The organism is Streptomyces sp. NPDC001508 (assembly GCF_040298665.1).
Classification (GTDB): Bacteria; Actinomycetota; Actinomycetes; order Streptomycetales; family Streptomycetaceae; genus Streptomyces.
The window spans coordinates 126094-148048 of the sequence record NZ_JBEPAP010000006.1; the positions used below are offsets into that span (position 1 = coordinate 126094).

The 21955-nt window shown below is 71.8% G+C and carries 16 protein-coding genes; 12 read left to right on the top strand and 4 right to left on the bottom strand.

Annotation, left to right across the window (positions count from 1 at the left end; all coding sequences use genetic code 11):
* Positions 1–600: 600 nt before the first annotated feature.
* Both ABT245_RS08600 and ABT245_RS08605 read left to right on the top strand, forming a co-directional pair.
* Entirely contained in the window at positions 601–1503 is a 903-nt protein-coding gene (locus tag ABT245_RS08600; protein WP_502982080.1) for a ComEA family DNA-binding protein, read from the top strand.
* 194 nt (positions 1504–1697) lie between these two features.
* Positions 1698–4340, top strand: a complete 2643-nt coding sequence (locus ABT245_RS08605) for a ComEC/Rec2 family competence protein (protein ID WP_502982081.1) — start codon at positions 1698–1700, stop codon at positions 4338–4340.
* Positions 4341–4553: 213 nt separating this feature from the next.
* Here ABT245_RS08605 and ABT245_RS08610 read toward each other — a convergent pair whose 3' ends face one another.
* Positions 4554–5657, bottom strand: a complete 1104-nt coding sequence (locus ABT245_RS08610; RefSeq protein WP_351730464.1) for a DUF4037 domain-containing protein — start codon at positions 5655–5657, stop codon at positions 4554–4556.
* A 224-nt stretch (positions 5658–5881) separates the two neighbouring features.
* Here ABT245_RS08610 and ABT245_RS08615 point away from each other — a divergent pair, with 224 nt between their 5' ends.
* From ABT245_RS08615 to holA, 4 genes are all read left to right on the top strand, one after another.
* On the top strand, positions 5882–6802 hold the full coding sequence (locus ABT245_RS08615) for a LysR family transcriptional regulator (RefSeq protein ID WP_351730466.1): 921 nt from the start codon (positions 5882–5884) through the stop codon (positions 6800–6802).
* A gap of 185 nt (positions 6803–6987) precedes the next feature.
* The gene (locus tag ABT245_RS08620; RefSeq protein WP_351730469.1) at positions 6988–7869 is read left to right on the top strand and encodes a YceI family protein; all 882 of its coding nucleotides are present in this window, start codon (positions 6988–6990) and stop codon (positions 7867–7869) included.
* A 61-nt stretch (positions 7870–7930) separates the two neighbouring features.
* Entirely contained in the window at positions 7931–8176 is a 246-nt protein-coding gene (locus ABT245_RS08625; protein WP_351730471.1) for a hypothetical protein, read from the top strand.
* Positions 8177–8352: 176 nt separating this feature from the next.
* Positions 8353–9342 carry a DNA polymerase III subunit delta gene (holA, locus tag ABT245_RS08630; protein WP_351730474.1) on the top strand — a complete coding sequence of 330 codons (990 nt, stop codon included), beginning with the start codon at positions 8353–8355 and terminating at the stop codon, positions 9340–9342.
* A 209-nt stretch (positions 9343–9551) separates the two neighbouring features.
* On the opposite strand, the gene rpsT is transcribed toward holA, so the two are convergent.
* On the bottom strand, positions 9552–9818 hold the full coding sequence (rpsT, locus tag ABT245_RS08635) for a 30S ribosomal protein S20 (protein ID WP_030042978.1): 267 nt from the start codon (positions 9816–9818) through the stop codon (positions 9552–9554).
* Positions 9819–10039: 221 nt separating this feature from the next.
* Between rpsT and lepA the strand changes: the two genes are divergently transcribed.
* The 4 genes from lepA to hemW all read left to right on the top strand — a co-directional run bounded on the left by lepA (position 10040) and on the right by hemW (position 17782).
* Positions 10040–11908: a translation elongation factor 4 gene (gene lepA, locus ABT245_RS08640; RefSeq protein ID WP_351730477.1), complete on the top strand. Its 1869-nt coding sequence runs from the start codon at positions 10040–10042 to the stop codon at positions 11906–11908.
* A gap of 272 nt (positions 11909–12180) precedes the next feature.
* On the top strand, positions 12181–14052 hold the full coding sequence (locus ABT245_RS08645; RefSeq protein ID WP_351730480.1) for an AMP-dependent synthetase/ligase: 1872 nt from the start codon (positions 12181–12183) through the stop codon (positions 14050–14052).
* A 261-nt stretch (positions 14053–14313) separates the two neighbouring features.
* Entirely contained in the window at positions 14314–16233 is a 1920-nt protein-coding gene (locus ABT245_RS08650) for a SpoIIE family protein phosphatase (RefSeq protein ID WP_351730482.1), read from the top strand.
* Positions 16234–16549: 316 nt separating this feature from the next.
* Positions 16550–17782 carry a radical SAM family heme chaperone HemW gene (gene hemW, locus ABT245_RS08655; protein ID WP_351730485.1) on the top strand — a complete coding sequence of 411 codons (1233 nt, stop codon included), beginning with the start codon at positions 16550–16552 and terminating at the stop codon, positions 17780–17782.
* Between the two features lie 13 nt (positions 17783–17795).
* Here the strand turns inward: hemW and ABT245_RS08660 are convergent, their stop codons facing one another.
* Positions 17796–18605 carry a DUF3097 domain-containing protein gene (locus ABT245_RS08660; protein WP_351730488.1) on the bottom strand — a complete coding sequence of 270 codons (810 nt, stop codon included), beginning with the start codon at positions 18603–18605 and terminating at the stop codon, positions 17796–17798.
* Between the two features lie 34 nt (positions 18606–18639).
* Positions 18640–19362 carry an MBL fold metallo-hydrolase gene (locus ABT245_RS08665; protein ID WP_351730491.1) on the bottom strand — a complete coding sequence of 241 codons (723 nt, stop codon included), beginning with the start codon at positions 19360–19362 and terminating at the stop codon, positions 18640–18642.
* Between the two features lie 171 nt (positions 19363–19533).
* Between ABT245_RS08665 and hrcA the strand changes: the two genes are divergently transcribed.
* Positions 19534–20550, top strand: coding sequence for a heat-inducible transcriptional repressor HrcA (hrcA, locus tag ABT245_RS08670; protein ID WP_351730494.1), 1017 nt, complete (start codon positions 19534–19536; stop codon positions 20548–20550).
* Complete coding sequence (gene dnaJ / locus ABT245_RS08675) at positions 20551–21687, top strand: molecular chaperone DnaJ (protein ID WP_351730496.1); 1137 nt, start codon at positions 20551–20553, stop codon at positions 21685–21687.
* Positions 21688–21955 lie beyond the last annotated feature (268 nt).

The following is a 21955-nucleotide window of genomic DNA, read 5'->3' on the forward strand; positions in this document are numbered from 1 at the left end:
GTCGCGGGCCGTGGCGTGCTGTCGCAGCGGGGGCTGCGGTGCGCGTTGTCGCGGCAGACTGTGGTGTGCGTTGTCGCGGCGGGCTGTGGTGGGTTGTCGCGGATTGTGGCACGCCGTCGCGGGCTCTGCACTCGTACGGGTGACGGGGTTATCCACAACCGGGCGGTAATCCCCGGGAATTGAGCAAGATCATCGCCAAGTGGCGGAATGCCCGATCCTCGTCGCATGCCACTTCGATCACGCTCACGCATCACGACCGCGACCAGCGGCCCGGGCCGCGGCCCCGCCTCCGACGGCCGCACCCGACACCGCCGCCCACCCGTCCGCCGTCCACCACGCCACCGCCACGCACCGGCGCAGGAACTGCGCCGCCGCGCGGAGCTTCTCTTCGGTGAGCACCCCGGGGAACCAGGGGAGCGGGGCCGATACTGGGCGCACGCCACGCGCCAGGAGCCGGAGGAGAGCCGGGAGCGGGGCGAACGCCGGGAGTTGGGCCATGGCCCGCCGGGCGCACCGAGCCCTGGGCATACGGCGGCGGCGAAGGCGACGGCGGCTGGGACCGGCGGGGAACCTGGGCCGAGTCCGGTGCGGACGGCAGCCGTGGCCGTGTCGCCTGACCTGGACGCCCCGGATGTCCTGGACTGCCCGGATGGCCTGGATGCCTCTGATGAGGAGGACAACTTCCGGGCGGACGTCCCGATCGGGTCCGCCGGGCCGGGCTGGCGGGAGCGGGCCGGGACCGCCTTGCGGGAGCGCATGCCGCTGTGGTTGCAGGCCAGGTGCGGGCTGGAGCGACGCGGTGTGATCGCGCTTGCGGTGCTGCTCGCCGCGGTCGCGGTGTTCGCCGTGCTGCACTTCTGGGCCGGTCGTACTCAATCGGTGCGCGCGCCCCAAGTGGTGCGGGCGGAGGCGCCGTTCGCGTCGGAAAGCACGGGGGAGGAGGGAACGGGGAAACAAGGCACGGCGGGTGAGGACGGCGAGAAGGCGGGGCACGGCGGCGCCATCGGCGCGGACGGCTCGGCCGGGGCCGCTCCGGGGACGGCGGGCGCGGAGATCGTGGTCGACGTCAGCGGCAAGGTGCGCAAACCCGGAATCCATCGCCTGCCCGCGGGTTCGCGGGTCGTCGATGCGCTGACCGCGGCGGGCGGCGTGCGTCCGGGAACCGACACCGACGGCCTCAACCGGGCCCGCCTTCTCGTGGACGGCGAGCAGATCGTGGTCGGCGCTCCCGCCGCGGCGACCGGCCCGGTAGCCGGTAGGGCGGCCGGGCCCGGTCAGGCGGGCGCCATGGCGGGGGCGGCTGGCCCCGCCACCCCGGTCTCCCTGAACTCGGCCACCGTGGACCAGCTCGACACCCTGCCGGGCGTGGGCCCCGTGCTGGCCCAGCACATCATCGACTACCGCACCCAGCATGGCGGCTTCCGCTCGGTCGACGAACTCCGCGAGGTCAACGGGATCGGCGACCGGCGCTTCGCCGACCTACGGAACCTGGTCCAGCCATGAACCGCCGGCCGACCCCGCCCGAGCGAACTGTTCCCGAGTCCACCGTGTCCGACTCGACCTGGCCTCAGCCGACCGGGCCCGAGTCCACCGTGTCCGAGCCGACCTCGCCTCAGCCGACCCCGCCCGAGCGGACTGTTTCCGAGTCCACCGCGCCCCAGTCGACCGTGCCCGAGCCTGCCGTGACGGGAGGCGCCTTGCCCCCGAGACGGGCCGAACGGCCCGCCGTGCACGCCGCCTCCGGACGGCGGCTCGGCGCCGCGCACCCCCGTCAGGAGGGGCCGACGGACCTGCGTCTCGTGCCGCCCGCGCTGGCGGCCTGGGCGACGGCGGCGGTGGCACTGGACGCGTCGCCGTCGTGGACCGCGGGCGTCGCGGCCGGCGCTCTGATGGGAGCGGCCCTGCTGCTCCTGACCCGTGGGGGCGGAGTCGGCCGGCGCCGTGCGACCCGGCGGACGAAGGGCCCGCCCACGGGATGCTGGCGGAGGGTGCGCGCGCCCGCGTGGTGGACCTGGCCGCGCGCATCCGTCGCCGCCGTACTGCTGTGCGTCGCCGCGGCGGCCGCGTCCGCCGGGCTGCACGGGGCGGACATGCGCCGCGGACCGGTGCCCGAACTGGCCCGCCGGTACGCCACGGTGACGGTGGAGGTCCGGCTCGGCTCCGACCCCTGGCTCAGCAGACCACGGGTGCGGGGCGATCGCACCGCACCGGCCGCCGTGCTGGCCCGCGCCGAGGTACGGCGCGTGGAGCGTGCCGACGGGACGGCCGTGACGACGCGGGCGCCGGTGCTGATGATCATCGACGCGGACGTTCCGGCACCGGCTCGGACGCACATCCATGGGTCGGCTCGGACGGGCGTCCCGGAACCGTCAGACACCACCGGCGCCGCCCCGCGCAGTGCGCGTTCGACCTGGCTGGCGCTGCTGCCCTCCACCCGGCTGAGGATGAGCGCGCGACTGGCACCCGTGCTGACGGGCGGCGACGGGCTCGCCGCGGTGCTGCGCGTGACACAGGAGGCCGTACCCGAGGTCGTGGGCGGGCCGAACGGGCCGCAGCGGCTGGCCGGCCGGCTACGGGCCGGACTGCGCACGGCGACCGACGAACTGCCCGGCGACGCACGGGCGTTGCTGCCCGGCCTGGTCGTCGGGGACACCTCACGGATCACCCCGGAACTGGACGAGGCATTCAAGGCGACTGACCTGACACACACGCTGGCGGTCTCCGGCAGCAACCTCACCATCCTGCTCGTCCTGCTCGTCGGACCGCCCGGCCTGGCCGCGCACGTCGAACGCCGCGGGATCGCCCCGCGCCTCGGGCTCTCGCTGCGGACCACGGCGCTGCTCGCCGGGGCGCTCACACTCGGCTTCGTCATCGTGTGCCGACCCGATCCGAGTGTGCTGCGGGCGGCGGCCTGCGGAGCCGTGGCGCTGCTCGCCCTGGCCACCGGCCGCCGCCGGTCCCTGATCCCGGCGCTGGCGACGGCCGTACTGCTGCTGGTGCTCTACGACCCGTGGCTGGCCCGCAGTTATGGATTCCTGCTGTCGGTGCTGGCCACCGGCGCGCTGCTGGTGCTCGCTCCGGGATGGAGCGCGGCGCTGCGCCGGCGCGGGGTGCCGCGGCGGGTGGCGGAGGCGTTGGCCGCGGCCGCCGCAGCGCAGGCCGTGTGCGCGCCGGTCGTCGCGGTGCTGTCGGCGCGGGTGAGCCTGGTGGCGGTGCCGTGCAACCTGCTCGCCGAGATCGCGATCGCGCCCGCCACGGTCCTGGGGTTCGCGGCGCTGGCCATCGCGCCGCCGGCGATGCCGGTGGCGAAGACGCTGGCCTGGTGCGCCAGTTGGCCGACCGACTGGATCGCGAGGGTCGCACGGACCGGGGCCGCGTTGCCCGGCGCAGGGGTGGACTGGCCGGGCGGCTGGACGGGGGCGCTGCTGCTGGCCGCGGTCACGGTGGCTCTCGTCTTCGTGGGGCGGCGGCTGGCCCGGCACCCGTGGTGGTGCGGACTGTGTGCGCTGCTGCTCCTGCTGCTGGTGGTGCGCCCGGCGCCGCTGACCCGGGTGATCACGGGCTGGCCGCCGCCCGGCTGGCGGTACGCGATGTGCGACGTGGGGCAGGGGGACGCGACGGTGCTGGCGGCGGGGGAGGGCAGCGCGGTGGTCGTGGACGCGGGCCCCGATCCGACGCTCGTCGACCGCTGTCTGCGGGACCTCGGCATCACCCGTATCCCGCTCCTTGTGCTCACCCACTTCCATGCCGACCACGTCGCGGGTCTGCCCGGTGTGCTGCGCGGGCGCTCGGTGGCCGCGATCGAGACGACGGGCTACGAAGAACCCCCGGAGCAGGCCGAGTTCGTCAGAAGGGAGGCAGCCGGGCGGCACATTCCGGTGACCCGTGCCGTCGCCGGGGAACGGCGACGTACCGGCCCGCTCGCCTGGCAGGTGCTGTGGCCGCGCCCGGGACCGGAGCCGGACGGCCCCAACGACGCGAGCGTCACGCTGCTCGTGCGGTCGGCCGGGTTGCGGCTGCTGCTGCTCGGCGACCTTGAACCGACGGCTCAGCGCGCGCTGCTGAGATCCCCGGCGGTGGCCGGACTGAGGGCCGTGGACGTCCTCAAGGTCGCCCACCATGGCTCGGCCTATCAGGACCCGGAGTTGATACGCCTCGTCTCTCCGCGGGTGGCGCTCGTGTCCTGCGGTGCGGACAACCCGTACGGCCACCCGGCACCCGTGACCATGGCGGCGCTGCGGGCGGTGGGCGCGGTGGTGCTGCGTACGGACCGGGACGGTTCGCTCGCGGTCACCGGTTCAGGAGGCCCGTCCGGCACCCTACGCGTAGCCCACGGCTGAGGCGGCCTTGCCCCCGGCACCCCGGCAGCGGGACCTGCGCGGTCCGAACGCCGCGAACAGGTAAGGGAGACAAGGGGGCTGACCGCGTCCAGCTCGGCAAGGGCCTCCTCTCGCGCATTCTGGAACTGTGCGCCGGCAGCGGCTTCAGTGCGCTCGACAGCCGCGTTATCCGTGTCACCTGGGGAGGTGCGCAGGATGAGTGGTAAGCAGTTCTCAAGTGAGAGCGCGTGCTGCGGCCTGAAGGGCTTGGGGCTGGTTGAGCAGATCAGCGCTGTCTGCCCACTGGTCCACGCTTCCCACAAGGGCCAATGTCCGAAGGTCCGGGTCCGTGACCGTCTCCGCGAGAGCCTGTGCGAAACGCTCGGCGCGCAGAACCTGGAAGGGGCGCGAGTGGTAGGGGCGCCGCTTCGGGTCCACGGGCGTGTTGAGTCCCGATGCGTTCTGCAAAGCAGCGACGACCTCGTAGGCGTCGCACAGGTGTGCCTCTCGGGTCTGGTGGTCTGTCGCTGCCAGCGCACCGCGAAGGGCCGGCTTGAGCGGCTTCGCCGCAGGCAGTTGGCTGAAGGCGCTGCCGAGCCACTTGCCGTAGGGGGCGTAGCGGCGCCCCAGTAGCAGGCAAAGGCGCATCAGGTCACGTACCAGACGAGCGGCCACGACGGCCGAACCGATGTCGTCACCGACTTCCGCGCAGCGTCCCACGAACGCTTCTTCCTGGGAGATGCGTTGCCACTGGCAAGCCAGCAGATACCTCCATACCTGGCCCGGATACCACTCCAGCCGCCGCCGGACGTCGGTGAGAGTACCGAGCCCGTCATGGAACACCGCTCCACCCGTGGTCTCGGCAAGCCGCTGCTGCGGAATCGCCAGCCATTCACGAGTGGTCAGCTCCGTACCGGCGGAACGCACTCCGAGCCGCTCGGCCAGCCATCCGTCCACGTCGTACACGGCTACGCGATGGTTGACCGGGTCGTCGGTCCACTGCATACGCCCGACGCGATCCAGCGGATCGTCGTTCTCCTCGAAGTGGGTGGGCCAGCCCCGCATGTGCTTCGGCAGCTTTTGAGCCAAGGCGCGACGGATTGCGGCACCGTGCTGAGCCTGGTCCTCGGCTGCCAGGAAGATCTCCAGCCGCGGGCCCCACTCATGATCCGCCGACCGCGGTGTGTCGAAGCCCAGCACCTCAGAACCGCTGCCGATCCGAGCGGCCGTGTGTCGCAGCCCGGGAAACGTATCCCGGAGGATCGGCTCCACCGCCTCCTCGTAGAGAACCTCAGACAGCTCGATGCCAGGCATGAACGGGGCCCCGGAAGTCGCCATAGCCCAACTGTGCTGGACCCACTCACCCCAAGGCCACCGGTTATGCGGGACGTGGGCTGTGAACCCGTGGCCGGCGGTGGTCTCGAACGGGCGGGGTTCCTGGAAGCGGCGGCCGCTGTCGGCCGAGCACATCGTGAGGTGGGTGTACCGCTGCCCGCTTGCCCACGACCAGCCTTGTCGATCTCCGGTTTGGCGTCCAATACCTGCATCTATAACCTGAAAGAATGGATGTGGACACCCGGCTGTTGCGCTCCTTCGTCGCCGTGGCGGACACGGGGAGCCTGACGCGCGCCGCGGAGCGTCTGTTCCTCTCCCAGCCGGCACTGACCAAGCAGATCAAGCAGTTGGAGACCCGGCTCGGGGTACGGCTGTTCACCCGGTCCCGGGCCGGGATGAGCCTCACCGAACCGGGCCGCGCCCTGGCGGCACGCGCTCCGGCGCTGCTGGCCGACTGGGACCGGCTGCTGCGGGAGACCAAGGGCGCGGCCGACCGGGCGGCCTGTGTGCTGCGGGTCGGCTTCATGGCCAGCGCCGCCAACGAGGCGACCCAGCGCATCGTCGCGGAGTTCGCCCGCCGCCGGCCGGGCTGGCGGGCCGACATGCGACAGGCCGCCTGGTCGGACCCGACCGCGGGGCTCGCCGACGGCGACACGGACGTCGCCCTGCTGCGGCTGCCCTTCCCCGGGCAGGACGCCCTGCGGGTGGCGGTGCTGTTCAGCGAGCCGCGCTGGATCGCCCTGCCCGAGGGGCACCCCCTCAGCGGGCGCGATCTGATCCCCTTCCGGGACCTGTGGGACGAGCCGTTCGTTGCGGCACCGCCGGAATCGGGTGCCTGGCGGGACTACTGGCTGGCCGCCGACGAACGGGAGGGCCACCCCGTCCGCATCGGCGCCGTCACCGACCGGCCCGACGACTGGCTCAGCGCGATCGCCAACGGCTACGGCGTCGCCCTCGCCCCCGAATCCGCCGCCCGTTACTACGCCCGCCCGGGCATCGTCTACCGGCCCGTCGGCGGCGTCAGCCCCAGCCGGGTCGCCGTCGCCTGGGCCCCCGCCGATGACACCGATCCGGTCGTCCAGGCCTTCGTCCGGTCCTGTCTGGTCACCAGACCCCCGCGGAGCGAGGAGAATTTCCCTGTGTGTTGACTGTGCGAAATCGGAATCTGCTTGGCTAATTCGGTTTACAGGCGGTCAGTTGATGTCAGTCGTACGTAGTCCCATCACATGTGCTGGATTCCCGCGATGTGGGCGCGTGTTGCCTCGAAAGCCGCATCAGTGATCGAATGCATCTTCGACAACCATTGATGTCGAGGCGCACAGAGGTGTCGTAGATGTTCGGCCGCTGGCTGGGAAACCGAACCAACCGGGTGCACCGGGCGAGCCCGCTCGCGGCGGTCCACACCCCACCCGACGCAGGAGTGCTCAGCTGCCGGGTGCTCGACCCGGTCCACGAACCCGTCTCCCATGCGGAGTTCGCGGTCAACGACGCCATGGGGCGCACGGTGGTCACCGGCGGAACGGACCCCTACGGGTCGTTCGTGACGACGGTGCCGGCCGGCGAGTACCGGCTCGCGGTCTCCGCGGAGGGCTACGCGCCCTACCGGGCGACCACGCTGGTCGGCGAGAACTCGCTGGCCTCGCTCGGCGATGTGACGCTCCAGGTCGCCCCGGGACCGGGCCTGCCAGCGGTGGGCGACTGGGAGATCGAGCCGACGCATTCCTCGATCGCCTTCACCGCGCGGCACATCGGACTGGCCCGGATCCACGGGCGGTTCAACACCTTCGCCGGGGCGGTGCGGATCGACGATCCGGTGGAGCAGTCCGCGATGCACGTGGTGATCGACGCGGCGTCCATCGACACGAACGTGCGGATGCGCGACGACCATCTGCGCTCGGCGGACTTCCTCGACGTGCAGCGCTTTCCGACGCTGGAGTTCTACAGCGAGCGGTGCGTGCACCGGGGCGGCAACCGGTGGGCCATCACCGGTGCGCTGTCGCTGCACGGGGTGACGCGTACGGTCACGCTCGACACGGAGTACCTCGGGCTCGGCAACGGGATGGAAGGCGAGGTGCGGGCCGCCTGCCGGGCCACGACGGAGCTGCACCGGGACGACTTCACCGTGAGCTGGCAGACGATGCTGGCGCGGGGGATCGCCGTGGTCGGGCCCAGCATCAAGATCGAACTGGATGTGCAGCTCGTGCCCAAGAGCTGAGGTCCGGGCCGGTACTCCGGGGGCGCCGTCCGGCGGTGCCGGGCTGCCGGACAATGGCTCCGTGAGCGATGTGAGACATGTACTGGTGCTGCCCGACCGCGATGCCGCGCAGGAGGTGGCGGAGGCGCTCGCGGAGCGGTTCGGCGTCGCGGAGGAGCCCCGGCTGGTACGGGACGCGCTGGCCGGCGAGGACGACGCCGAGGACGCGCAGTGGCTCGTCGTCCTACGGGACGCGGAGGACCGGCTGAACCCGGCGGAACTGGACGCGCTCGCGGGGGAGTGGGACGGCTGGCGCGAGGAGCCGTAGCCCCGCCCCGGCGCGGCCACCTACGCCTTCGGCCCCGCCGCCTTCACCCCCAGCCCCGCCCCCGGCCCTCGGCCCCCGATCCCCGGCCCTCGGCCCCCGATCCCCGGCCCCTGTTCCTCGCCCTCCGAAGCCGCTTGGCGTCCTCGTTGTCAGTGGTGCGTGCGATGCTTGTTGCGATGGCCAGAAAGACCGCTCAAGACGACCCTCTCGCCCCGGTGACGCTTGCCGTGGGCCAGGAGGACCTCCTGCTCGACCGTGCCGTGCGGGAGGTGGTGGCCGCCGCCCGGGCCGCCGACGCCGACACGGACGTACGTGATCTGACACCGGACCAGCTCCAGCCAGGCACACTCGCCGAGCTGACCAGTCCGTCGCTCTTCGCGGAGCGCAAGGTCGTGGTCGTACGCAACGCGCAGGATCTTTCGGCCGACACGATCAAGGACGTGAAGGCGTATCTGGGCGCGCCGGCCGAGGAGATCACGCTCGTGCTGCTGCACGCGGGCGCAGCCAAGGGCAAGGGGCTGCTCGACGCCGCGCGCAAGGCGGGGGCGCGGGAGGTGGCCTGCCCGAAGATGACCAAGCCGGCGGACCGACTCGCCTTTGTGCGCGGCGAGTTCCGTACCCTCGGCCGGTCGGCGACGCCCGAGGCGTGCCAGGCGCTGGTCGACGCGATCGGCAGCGATCTGCGGGAGTTGGCGTCCGCGGCGGCGCAGTTGGTCGCGGACGTCGAGGGGACGATCGACGAGGCCGTCGTCGGGCGGTACTACACGGGCCGGGCCGAGGCGTCGAGCTTCACGGTGGCGGACCGGGCCGTGGAGGGGCGTACGGCGGAGGCGTTGGAGGCGCTGCGGTGGTCGCTGGCGACCGGGGTCGCTCCGGTGCTGATCACCAGTGCGCTGGCGCAGGGCGTGCGGGCGATCGGAAAGCTGTCGTCGGCGCGGGGCGGGCGGCCTGCCGACCTCGCCCGGGAACTGGGAATGCCGCCGTGGAAGATCGACCGGGTGCGGCAGCAGATGCGCGGGTGGACGCCCGACGGAGTGGCGGCGGCCCTGCGGGCGGTGGCCGAGGCGGACGCCGGAGTGAAGGGAGGCGGGGACGATCCCGAGTACGCGTTGGAGAAGGCGGTGGTGATCATCGCCCGAGCCGCACGCTCAAGAGGCCGCGGCTAGGGCCAATGCCGTCGCCCTAGCTCACCCCGGACAGCCGCAGGCCCCGCCGTCCGGCCCTGGGGAAGGGCGAGACGACGGGGCCTGCGGATCGAGCAGTTGAATTCGTACCCGCGTGGCGAACGCAGCCGCGTACGAACTCGGGGTGCCGGTCGGGGGCGGAGGAGAGAGGGCCCGCTCTTGGTCCTTCCGGCGGTCGAGTCGGAGCTGACTCAGCCCTTGAGGGACGCGACCTTGGAGGCCAGGGCCGACTTCTTGTTGGCGGCCTGGTTCTTGTGGATGACGCCCTTGGAGACGGCCTTGTCGAGCTGGCGCGCGGCAGCGCGCTGGTACTCGGTGGCCTTCTCGGCGTCACCCGCGGCAGCGGCCTCACGGGCCTTGCGGATCGCGGTCTTCAGGGAGGACTTGACGGCCTTGTTGCGCAGCCGGGCCTTCTCGTTGGTCTTGATCCGCTTGATCTGGGACTTGATGTTCGCCACGAATGAGCCTTTTCAGGTTCTGGTACGGGCCCCCAACGGGTCCCGTGCCGATGATCTCTTGAGAGGTGCCCCTCGCCGAGAGGGCATGAGGCACAGCCACTCACGGTACCAGTGGCCCCGCGGCCAGCCCAAACCCGTGCCCGGTGCCCGCCCGTGGGACCATGGAGGCTACGTATCGATCCGACCCGAGGCATAAGGCGCCTCAAGAGACAGGACCCTGCGTGCCCGCGACCCCTAACAATGTGCCCGAGCCGAGCCGTACCGCCCCGGCTCTGATCCGCAACTTCTGCATCATCGCGCACATCGACCACGGCAAGTCCACGCTCGCCGACCGGATGCTCCAGCTGACCGGCGTGGTCGAGCAGCGGCAGATGCGTGCTCAGTATCTCGACCGCATGGACATCGAGCGTGAGCGTGGTATCACGATCAAGTCCCAGGCGGTGCGTCTGCCGTGGGCTCCGAGCCATGACCCGGGCAACACGCACATCCTCAACATGATCGACACCCCCGGGCACGTCGACTTCACGTACGAGGTCTCGCGGTCGCTCGCCGCGTGTGAGGGGACCATCCTCCTCGTGGACGCCGCCCAGGGCATCGAGGCGCAGACCCTCGCCAATCTGTATCTGGCGATGGAGAACGACCTCACGATCATCCCGGTGCTGAACAAGATCGACCTGCCGGCCGCGCAGCCCGAGAAGTTCTCCGAGGAGTTGGCGAACCTGGTCGGCTGCGAGCCCGGTGATGTGCTCAAGGTCTCCGCCAAGACCGGCCTCGGCGTCGAGGCGCTGCTGGACAAGGCGGTCGCCGAGATCCCGGCCCCGGTCGGCGTCCAGGACGCTCCCGCCCGCGCCATGATCTTCGACTCGGTCTACGACTCCTACCGCGGTGTCGTGACCTATGTCCGGGTCGTCGACGGCCAGCTCAACAAGCGCGAGCGGATCCGGATGATGTCCACCGGCGCCACCCACGAGCTGCTGGAGATCGGGGTCAGCTCCCCCGAGATGCTGCCGGCCGACGGGCTCGGCGTGGGCGAGGTGGGCTATCTCATCACCGGTGTGAAGGACGTCCGCCAGTCCAAGGTCGGTGACACGATCACCAGCCAGTCCAAGGGCGCCACCGAGGCGCTGGGCGGCTACAAGGACCCGAAGCCGATGGTCTTCTCGGGCCTTTATCCGCTGGACGGCTCCGACTATCCCGATCTGCGCGAGGCCCTGGACAAGCTGCAGCTCAACGATGCCGCGCTGGTCTACGAGCCGGAGACCTCCGCCGCCCTCGGCTTCGGCTTCCGCGTCGGCTTCCTGGGCCTGCTGCATCTCGACGTGGTCCGGGAACGCCTGGAGCGCGAGTTCGGCCTCGATCTGATCGCCACCGCCCCGAACGTGGTCTACCGCGTGATCATGGAGGACGGCGTCGAGCATGTCGTGACCAACCCGAGCGAGTTCCCCGAGGGCAAGATCGAGGAGGTGTACGAGCCGGTCGTGCGGGCCACGATCCTCGCGCCCACCGAGTTCATCGGCGCGATCATGGAGCTGTGCCAGACCCGGCGCGGCACCCTGCTCGGCATGGACTACCTGTCCGAGGACCGCGTAGAGATCCGCTACACGCTGCCGCTCGCGGAGATCGTCTTCGACTTCTTCGACCAGCTGAAGTCCAAGACCCGCGGTTACGCCTCGCTCGACTACGAGCCCACCGGCGAGCAGAGCAGCTCCCTGGTGAAGGTCGACATCCTGCTGCACGGCGACAAGGTCGACGCCTTCTCGGCGATCACCCACAAGGACCAGGCTTACGCGTACGGGGTACGGCTGGTCGCCAAGCTCAAGGAGCTGATCCCGCGGCAGAACTTCGAGGTGCCGGTGCAGGCGGCCATCGGCTCCCGGGTCATCGCCCGCGAGACCATCCGCGCCATCCGCAAGGACGTCCTCGCCAAGTGCTACGGCGGTGACATCTCCCGCAAGCGGAAGCTGCTGGAGAAGCAGAAGGAAGGCAAGAAGCGGATGAAGATGGTGGGTTCGGTGGAGGTTCCGCAGGAGGCCTTCATCGCCGTGCTGTCCAGCGATGACAGCGGGGGTTCGGGCAAGGGCAAGAAGTAACCGCCGGCCGCGCCGGTCCCGTCGGCAAAACGGGACCAACGGGGGCCCGTCGTGTGAAAGTGCGGCGGGCCCCTACGCGTGCGTAAGGTCGCTCTCTGTAGGAAGTGACAGGCCGCCGCCCCTTACGCGTCGGCGGGCCGGGCTCTACCCTGATCTCTGCTCGATAGTTACTCGCGGGTTAAACAACGCCGGGCGGCGGCCCGGACGGGCGGCCCGCGGGTGCACCCAGCCGCACTGAGCCAGCCGCACCGTCGCGGGCCCCGGAGGATGTCGTGAGCGACACACAGACACTGATCGAGAACCGTCCGCCGTCCGTGGCGCACCTGTTCCTGGAGCGCGTCGCGGCCACACCGGACGCCGAGGCCTTCCGCTACCCGGTGCCCACCGCCGGTCAGGGCCCGGACGGCTGGAAGTCGCTGAGCTGGGCGCAGGCGGCCGAACGGGTCTACGCGATCGCCGCCGGCCTCATCGAGCTGGGCGTCGAGCCCGAGCAGCGCGTCGCGCTCGCCTCCTCCACCCGGGTCGAGTGGATCCTCGCCGACCTCGGCATCCTGTGCGCCGGCGCCGCCACCACGACCGTGTACCCGCAGACCAACGCCGACGAGTCGGCGTTCATCCTCGCCGACTCCGAGAGCCGGGTCCTGATCGCCGAGGACGCCGCCCAGCTCGCCAAGGCGCGGGAGAAGCGCGCCGAGCTGCCCGACCTCACCCATGTGGTGGTGCTGGACGCGGCCGGTGTCGAGACCGGCGACACGGTGCTCACCCTGGCCGAGCTGGAGCGGCGCGGCGCCGCCCGTCTGGAGAAGAACCCCGAGCTGGTCAAGGAGCGGGTGGCGGCGATCACCAAGGACCAGCTGGCCACGCTCATCTACACCTCCGGCACCACCGGCCGCCCCAAGGGTGTGCGGCTGCCGCAGGACAACTGGTCGTACATGGCGAAGGCGATCGCCGCGACCGGGCTGGTCAGCGCCGAGGACGTGCAGTACCTGTGGCTGCCGCTGGCGCATGTCTTCGGCAAGGTGCTCACCTCCGGCCAGATCGAGGTCGGCCACGTCACCGCGGTGGACGGCCGCGTCGACAAGATCATCGAGAATCTGCCGGTCGTGCAGCCGACGTACATGGCCGCCGTGCCGCGCATCTTCGAGAAGGTCTACAACGGCGTGGCGGCCAAGGCCCGCGCCGGCGGCGCCGCCAAGTACCGCATCTTCCAGTGGGCGGCCGGGGTCGCCCGCGAGTACGCCAAGGCCAGCCAGGACACCTTCCGGCGCACCGGCACCGCCGGCGCGCCGTTCGGCCTGGCCGCCAGACACAAGGTCGCCGACGCGCTCGTCTACGCCAAGATCCGTGAGGCCTTCGGCGGCAGACTGAGTGCCTGCGTCTCCGGCTCGGCCGCGCTCGCGCCGGAGATCGGCTATTTCTTCGCCGGCGCCGGCATCCACATCCTGGAGGGCTACGGCCTCACCGAGTCCTCCGCGGCCTCCTTCGTCAACCCCGGCGAGGCCTACCGCACCGGCACGGTCGGCAAGCCGCTGCCCGGCACGGAGGTGCGTATCGCGCAGGACGGCGAGATCCTGCTGCGCGGACCCGGCATCATGCAGGGCTACCACAAGATGCCCGAGGAGACCGCCGAGGTGCTGGAGCCCGACGGCTGGTTCCACACGGGCGACATCGGCGAGCTGTCCCCCGACGGCTATCTGCGCGTCACCGACCGCAAGAAGGACCTGATCAAGACGTCCGGCGGCAAGTACATCGCGCCCGCCGAGGTCGAGGGCCGGTTCAAGGCGGTGTGCCCGTACGTCTCCAACATCGTCGTGCACGGCGCCGACCGGAACTTCTGCACCGCGCTGATCGCCCTCGACGAGGCCGCCGTCCTGGAGTGGGCGAAGGAGAACGGCCTGGCGGACATGTCGTACGCCGATGTCGTGGCCGCGCCCGCGACGGTCGCCCTCATCGACGGGTACGTCAAGGAACTGAACGAGGGGCTGCAGCGGTGGCAGGCCATCAAGAAGTTCCGGCTGCTGCCCCGCGACCTGGACGTCGAGCACGGTGAGCTGACGCCGAGCCTCAAGCTGAAGCGGCCCGTGGTGGAACGGGAGTACAAGCACCTGATCGACGAGATGTACGACGGCACGCGCGAGGCATAGCTCTTACGGCCGGCCCCGGCGCCGCGGGGAGCGCGGCACAGGCCCGAGGGGGCGTGGATGCTTGTCGTCCACGCCCCCTTCGCGGTTGTGGTCGTTTCTGTCCGACTTCGAGCACACCGGTCGCATCCGTAGCACGGTTCTCCCGCAAGGCGGGCCAGTTCGGTAACTCGGCGCTTATGGGCGCGCTCCGTCTGTCACCCTGTCGGCAACGACAGAGGCCTGCCCGAGGCCCGACCGACCGAACCGCTCGGGGAGCTGGCAATGGGGGCCATACCGATGCAATGGGAGACCGTTTCCCATGGCTTCGAGCCGTCCGCGCATCCGACTGCGCCCGCGCACGAAGGCGCGCATGAGGGCGTGAGCCTACGCACCCGGTCGCGTGCGACCCTGCCCGGCAGCCCCCTCGCGCCCGGCGCCGCCCGGGCACTGGTGGGCAGCGCGCTCGCCGAGTGGGCCGAACTCGGCCGTATGACCAGTGCGCGGCTCGCCGACGACGTCATGATCGTGGTCAGTGAACTCGTCACCAACGCCGTCGTCCACGCGGGCACCGGGGTGGAACTGGTCTGCCGGCTGGAGGAGGACGGCGCCGTCGTCGTCGAGGTCGGCGACCACCACCCCTCGCGTGCGCCGCGCGACAACGTGGCCGAATCGCCGTACGAGGTCCCGGAGTACGGGCGCGGACTGCGCCTCGTCGCCACGCTCGCCGAGTCCTGGGGTGTCACCTACCGCAAGGGCGCCAAGACGGTCTGGGCGCGGCTTTGCGCTCAGGACGGTCCGGTGCCCGACGGGTTCGAGACATACACCGAAGTACGTGAACTGGCCGTCGCCGAGGTCCTCGCGCCCGAGCCGCACCGGGCCGGGCGGGGCCGCGACTGGCTCGGCCGCGGCGCGCTGTCCTTTCTGGCCGAGGCGTCCGACCTGCTCGCCGGGCAGCTCGACGAGGGCCTGGTCGCCGCGCTCACCGGGCAGCTGATCGTGCCCCGTCTCGCCGACTGGTGCGCGGTGTGGCTGGAGGACGAGTCCACCGTCCGCAGCGGCTGGGCGGACGGCACGGGCCTGGCCGGACCGCGGCTCGCCCGGGTCTGGCACGCGAGCGAGAACCACATCGAGGAACTGCGCCGCAGGCTGGAGAAGGAGCCGCCACGCCCCCGGGACGGCCTGCGCTCCGGACCCGAGCCCTACCCCTGGCCCGCCGAGGCGCTCGGCCCGCGGTCCGGCGACGGCGCGGCGCTCGCCTACCGGCTGATCGCGGGCGGCCGGCCGCTGGGCACGCTGGTCATCGGACGGTCCGGTCTCGACCGTTTCCCCGACGAGATCACCGGACTCGTCGAGGACCTGGCCCGCCGCGTGGCCCTCGCCATCGGCGCGGCCCGCCAGTACGCGCGGCAGGCCACCATCAGCGCCGTCCTGCAGCGCGGGCTGCTGCCCGGCGCGGTCGCCGAGATCCCGGGTATGTGCAGCGCGCTCGTCTACGAGCCGTGCGACCAGGGCGGACCCAGCGGCGACTTCTACGACCTGTTCCCGGCCGGCGACGGCCGCTGGTGCTTCGCGGTCGGCGACGTCCAGGGCAAGGGCCCCGAGGCCGCCGTGGTGATCGGTCTGGCCCGCCCCTGGCTGCGGCTGCTGGCCCGCGAGGGCTACCGGGTCGCCGACGTCCTGGACCGCCTCAACCAGCTCCTGCTGGACGACGCGACGGAGGCCGCGGACGCGGCGGCCCGAGCGCTGGTCGCCGCCGGTGCCCGGCCCGTGGGCCCCGGTGACGGCCCGCAGAACCGATTCCTGTCCCTCCTGTACGGCGAACTGGTCCCCTTCGACGGCGGCGTCCGCTGCACCCTCGCCTCGGCCGGCCATCCGCTGCCGCTGGTCCTGCGGCCCGACGGCGACGTCCGCACGGCGGCGCAGCCGCAGACCCTGCTCGGTGTCATCGAGGACGCCACGTACACCAGTGACACCATCGAACTGGGGCCGGGCGACAGCCTGCTGTGCGTCACCGACGGGGTGACCGAGCGCCGCTGCGGCTCCCGCCAGCTCGACGACGGCGACGGGCTCGCGCGTGCGCTGGCCGACTGCGCCGGGCTGAGCGCCGAGCTGATCGCGGAGCGCATCAGAAGACTGGTACACGACTTCGGCGACCAGCCCCCGGAAGACGACCTCGCCCTACTGGTACTCCAGGCGGAATGACCACGGAAACCGCGTGGCAACTGCCCTGAACACGGTTGGTCCACAGGGAGAAATCGGGCGGCTCGTGCGGGGGGTTGCGGGTCCGCTGGCTCGGGCGGCGAGTCGCGGGGCGGATGCCCTGGGTGCGGCAGCCCGGAGGTGAGCGGCACCGGTCGGAGTCGTGGGGCCATCGGCTCGGGTGGGGAATCTGGGCGGCTGGCCTGGGCGGGCGGGGAATCGGGAGGCGACCGGCTCGGCTGGGGCGGCGGGCGGTGTGTGTGGGGGGGACGGGGAGGGCCGCGGGGGTGGGGTGGTGGGGTGCTGGACAATGGGGGGCATGCCTTCCGTGCTTCCCGATGGTGAGCCTGTCCCCGCCCACGGTGTGCTGCCCGCGTCCGCGCTCTTTGGGGCCGCAGGCCGGCCGCTCGGGTTCTACCTGCACGTCCCGTACTGCGCGACCCGCTGCGGATACTGCGACTTCAACACCTACACGGCCACCGAACTGCGCGGCACGGGCGGAGTGCTCGCCTCCCGGGAGAACTACGCGGACACCCTGGTGGACGAGATCCGCCTGGCCCGCAAGGTGCTCGGCGACGACCCGCGCGAGGTGCGCACGGTCTTCGTCGGCGGCGGCACGCCGACCCTGCTGCCCGCGGACGACCTGGTGCGGATGCTGGGCGCGATCCGTGCCGAGTTCGGGCTCACCGCGGACGCGGAGATCACGACGGAGGCGAACCCCGAGTCGGTCGACCCGGCCTATCTCGCCACCTTGCGGGAGGGCGGCTTCAACCGGATCTCCTTCGGCATGCAGAGCGCGCGACAGCACGTCCTGAAGATCCTCGACCGCACCCACACCCCGGGCCGCCCGGAGGCATGCGTCGCTGAGGCGAGGGCGGCGGGCTTCGAGCATGTGAACCTGGACCTGATCTACGGCACGCCGGGGGAGTCGGACGACGACTGGCGGGCATCGCTCGACGCGGCGCTCGGCGCGGGCCCCGACCACATCAGCGCGTACGCCCTGATCGTCGAGGAGGGCACCCAGCTCGCCCGCCGCATCCGCCGCGGTGAGATCCCGATGACCGACGACGATGTGCACGCGGACCGCTATCTGATCGCGGAGCAGACCCTCGCCGCGGCTGGTTTCGACTGGTACGAGGTGTCCAACTGGGCCACCTCCGCCGCCGGCCGCTGCCTGCACAACGAGCTGTACTGGCGCGGCGCCGATTGGTGGGGCGCGGGCCCCGGCGCACACTCCCACGTGGGCGGGGTGCGCTGGTGGAACGTGAAGCATCCGGGGGCGTACGCGGCGGCCCTGGCGGCGGGCCGCACGCCCGGCGCGGGGCGGGAGATCCTGTCCGACGAGGACCGCCGTGTGGAGCGGATCCTGCTGGAACTGCGGCTGCGGGAGGGCGTACCCCTCGCACTCCTCCGGGAGGCGGGCCTCGCGGCCTCGCGCCGGGCGCTGACGGACGGCCTGCTGGAGCGCGGGCCGTACGAGGCGGGGCACGCGGTGCTCACGCTACGGGGCCGGTTGCTGGCGGACGCGGTGGTACGGGACCTGGTGGACTGAGCGTTGCCGCCCGTCAGACGGCACCGCCGGTCGTGACGAAGTCGATCAGTTCTTCCACCCGGCCCAGGAGTTCCGGTTCCAGGTCCTTGTAGGACCGTACGTGTGACAGGATCCCCTGCCACGCCGCACCGGTGTTTTCCGGCCAGCCGAGCGCCCGGCACACGCCCGTCTTCCAGTCCTGGCCGTGCGGTACTTTCGGCCATCCGGCGATGCCCAGGGACGACGGCTTGACCGCCTCCCAGATGTCGATGTAGGGGTGGCCGACGACCAGCGCGTACTCGCTGGTCACCGACTCGGCGATGCGCCACTCCTTGGTGCCGGGGACCAGGTGGTCCACCAGGACGCCGAGCCGCGCGTCCGGACCCGGCGCGAACGAGGCGACGATGGCCGGCAGATCGTCCACGCCCTCCAGGTACTCCACGACGACCCCTTCGACGCGCAGATCGTCGCCCCACACCCTCTCGACCAGTTCCGCGTCGTGCCGGCCCTCGACGTAGATCCGCCCGGCGCGGGCCACGCGCGCGCGTGCGCCGGGGACGGCGACCGAACCGGATGCCGTACGGGTGGGCCGCACCGGAGCCGCCGACGGGCGCACCAGCGTCACCGTCCGGCCCTCCAGCAGGAAGCCGCCCGGCTCCAGCGGGAAGACCCGGTGCTTGCCGAAGCGGTCCTCCAGGGTGACCGTGCCCGCCTCGCAGCGGACCACCGCGCCGCAGAAGCCGGTGCCGGGCTCCTCCACCACCAGGCCGGGCTCGGCCGTGACCTCGGGGACGGGCCGGGGCTTCTTCCACGGCGGGGTCAGGTCCGGTGAGTACTGGCGCATTCGGACGACGATAGGAGAAAGCGCGGTCGGGCGATCACGACACGCCGAAACGCGCCGCCAGCGCGTCCCGCTGCCCGCGGACGAACGCCGCGTCCGCCACCGCCCCGTGACCGGGCACGTACAGTGCGTCCGGACCGCCCAGGGCGAGCAGCCGGTCGACGGCGGCGGGCCAGCGGGACGGTACGGCGTCGGGGCCCGCCTGCGGCTCCCCGGACTCCTCGACCAGGTCGCCGCAGAAGACGACCCCCGGGTCGCCGGGCACCAGCACCGCCAGGTCATGGGCCGTGTGACCGGGGCCCACGTCCGCCAGCAGCACCCGCAGGCCGCCGCCCAGGTCCAGCGTCAGCTCGCCGCGGACCGGCTGGCCGGGGCGGGCCAGGGCACGCGCCGCCTCGGCCGCGAGCCGTGCGTCCAGGCCGTTGCGGACCGCGTCCCGGCACAGTCCGTCCCGCTCGCGGGCGAACACCGCGTCCATGCCGACCGCGGCGTACACCTCGGCCCCCGCGAACGCCGCCGCGCCGAAGACATGGTCGAAGTGGGGATGGGTGAGCGCGAGATGGGTCACATCGCGGCCGGCGATCCGCTCGGCCCCGGCGCGCAGCCGGGCGCCCTCCGCGAGGCTGGACCCGGCGTCCACGACGAGCGCCGCGCTCGCGCCGAGGACCAGTCCGGCCGTACAGTCCCAGCCCGGCAGCCGGCACCGCCCCACCCCGGGGGCCACCCGCTCCCAGCCCGCCTCTTCCCAAGTCGCCGTCATACGGCGACGCTAGCGCCGGGAGCCGCCGGGCACGATCCTGCGGGACCAGCCTTGCCCGGGGCGTACCCCACGGCCGTACACTGGGGCGGGGAAGCTGGCACTCGCCTGCTCAGAGTGCCAGGCGAAGGGCCCGAAGGGTCGCGGGGACGACTTGCTGGAGGTGGACGCGCGATGCTGAGCGAACGCAGGCTCCAGGTGCTGCGTGCCATCGTCCAGGACTATGTCGGCACCGAGGAGCCGGTGGGTTCGAAGGCGCTCACCGAGCGGCACAACCTCGGCGTCTCCCCGGCCACGGTCCGTAACGACATGGCGGCCCTGGAGGACGAGGGGTTCATCGCCCAGCCGCACACCAGCGCGGGGCGGATCCCCACCGACAAGGGCTACCGGCTGTTCGTGGACAAGCTGGCCGGCGTGAAGCCGATGACCGCGCCCGAGCGGCGCGCCATCCAGAACTTCCTCGACGGCGCCGTCGACCTCGACGACGTCGTGACGCGGACGGTGCGGCTGCTCGCGCAGCTGACCCGGCAGGTCGCCATCGTGCAGTACCCGTCGCTGACCCGCTCGACCGTGCGGCATGTGGAACTGCTCTCGCTCGCCCCCGCGCGCGTGATGCTCGTGCTGATCACGGACACCGGCCGGGTCGAGCAGCGGATGGTCGACTGCCCGGTGCCGTTCGGCGAGATGTCCCTGGCGGATCTGCGCGCACGGCTCAACAGCCGGGTCGCGGGCCGCCGCTTCGCGGATGTGCCGAGCCTGGTCGAGGATCTGCCGGAGGCCTTCGAGGCCGAGGACCGCGGTACGGTCTCGGCGGTGGTCTCCACCCTCCTGGAGACGCTGGTCGAGGAGAACGAGGAGCGGCTGATGATCGGCGGTACCGCCAATCTGACCCGCTTCGGACATGACTTTCCCCTCACGATCCGGCCGGTCCTGGAGGCGCTTGAGGAGCAGGTGGTGCTCCTCAAGCTGCTGGGCGAGGCCAAGGATCCGGGCGTGATGGTGCGCATCGGCCACGAGAACGCCCATGAGGGACTCAACTCCACGTCCGTGGTGTCGGTCGGCTACGGTTCGGGCGGCGAGGCAGTCGCCAAGCTCGGCGTGGTCGGACCGACCCGCATGGATTACCCGGGAACGATGGGAGCGGTACGCGCAGTGGCACGGTACGTCGGACAGATCCTGGCGGAGTCGTAGGTGGCCACGGACTATTACGCCGTTCTCGGCGTGCGCCGCGACGCGTCGCAGGAAGAGATCAAGAAGGCTTTCCGGCGGCTCGCACGCGAGCTGCACCCGGATGTCAACCCCGATCCGAAGACGCAGGAGCGCTTCAAGGAGATCAACGCCGCCTACGAGGTGCTGTCGGACCCGCAGAAGAAGCAGGTCTACGACCTCGGCGGCGACCCCCTCTCGCAGGCCGGCGGCGCCGGCGCGGGCGGCTTCGGGGCCGGCGGCTTCGGCAACTTCTCCGACATCATGGACGCGTTCTTCGGCACGGCGTCGCAGCGCGGGCCGCGCTCGCGCACCCGGCGCGGCCAGGACGCCATGATCCGTATCGAGGTCGAGCTGGACGAGGCGGCCTTCGGTACGACGAAGGACATCCAGGTCGACACGGCCGTCGTCTGCAAGACCTGCAACGGCGAGGGCGCGGCGCCGGGCACCACGGCCCAGACGTGTGACATGTGCCGCGGGCGCGGTGAGGTGTCGCAGGTGACGCGGTCCTTCCTGGGCCAGGTCATGACCTCGCGCCCGTGCCCGCAGTGCCAGGGCTTCGGCACGGTCGTGCCGACGCCGTGCCCGGAGTGCGCGGGCGACGGCCGGGTGCGTTCGCGCCGGACCCTGACGGTGAAGATCCCGGCCGGTGTCGACAACGGCACCCGCATCCAGCTCGCGGGCGAGGGCGAGGTCGGCCCCGGCGGCGGGCCCGCCGGTGATCTGTACGTCGAGATCCACGAGCTGCCGCACTCCACCTTCCAGCGCCGCGGCGACGATCTGCACTGCACGGTGACGATCCCGATGACCGCGGCGGCCCTCGGCACGAAGGTGCCGCTGGAGACGCTGGACGGTATGGAGGAGGTCGACATCCGTCCGGGCACCCAGTCCGGCCAGTCGATCCCGCTGCACAGCCGGGGCGTGACCCATCTGCGGGGCGGCGGCCGGGGCGACCTCATCGTGCATGTCGAGGTCCAGACCCCGAGCAAGCTCGACCCCGAGCAGGAGCGACTGCTGCGCGAACTGTCCAAACTGCGCGGCGAGGAACGCCCCCAGGGCCAGTTCCAGCCAGGACAGCAGGGTCTGTTCTCGCGGTTGAAGGATGCGTTCAACGGTCGTTGACGTCGGCTGCGGGTGGCTGCTGGGGGTCCGGGGGTCGGCCTCCGGGTGGGTGCAGTCAGCCAGGGCAGCAGGGTTTGTTCTTGCGGTTGAAGGATGCGTTCAACGGTCGTTGACGTCGGCTGCGGGTGGCTGCTGGGGGTCCGGGGGTCGGCCTCCGGGTGGGTGCAGTCAGTCAGGGCAGCAGGGTTTGTTCTTGCGGTTGAAGGATGCGTTCAACGGTCGTTGACGTCGGCTGCGGGTGGCTGCTGGGGGTCCGGGGGTCGGCCTC